Genomic DNA, 426 nt, shown 5'->3' with positions numbered 1-426 from the left:
CACGTGTTACTCACCCGTTCGCCACTGATCAAACAAGAGCAAGCTCTCGTCATCACCGTTCGACTTGCATGTGTTAAGCACGCCGCCAGCGTTCGTCCTGAGCCAGGATCAAACTCTCCGTTGATGTTCAAACACCCACCCCCCAACCCCGAAAGGCCAGAACAGTGAGCAAACTTTGAACCCATGAAGGGCTCGAAAACCTGACTGAAGTCGAACCACCAGCTCAAAAAGCTAGAAGTTCAATTCAACCAAAGGATAATTCGCCCAAAACCCACCCAGACCACCAGACGATGGACCGAACCAGGCCTCGGGACGAGGTAATTGGCATCGATTTTTGACACGCTGTTGAGTTCTCAAGAATCGGACACACACCATCAACCACCTCAACGAGGAGGCCTCCGGGGCAACCCTTCAAACTTACCCGCC

Annotated in this window: 1 rRNA gene; it reads right to left on the bottom strand. The window is 52.8% G+C overall.

Annotated features, from left to right (window positions below):
* Positions 1–124: ribosomal RNA gene (locus tag AB4Z14_RS22060) — 16S ribosomal RNA — on the bottom strand; the annotation flags it as partial.
* Positions 125–426: the final 302 nt, after the last annotated feature.

Source organism: Terrabacter sp. 2TAF16 (genome assembly GCF_052115065.1).
In the GTDB taxonomy this organism is placed as follows: Bacteria; Actinomycetota; Actinomycetes; order Actinomycetales; family Dermatophilaceae; genus Terrabacter.
This window is presented reverse-complemented; position numbering and strand designations above follow the sequence as displayed.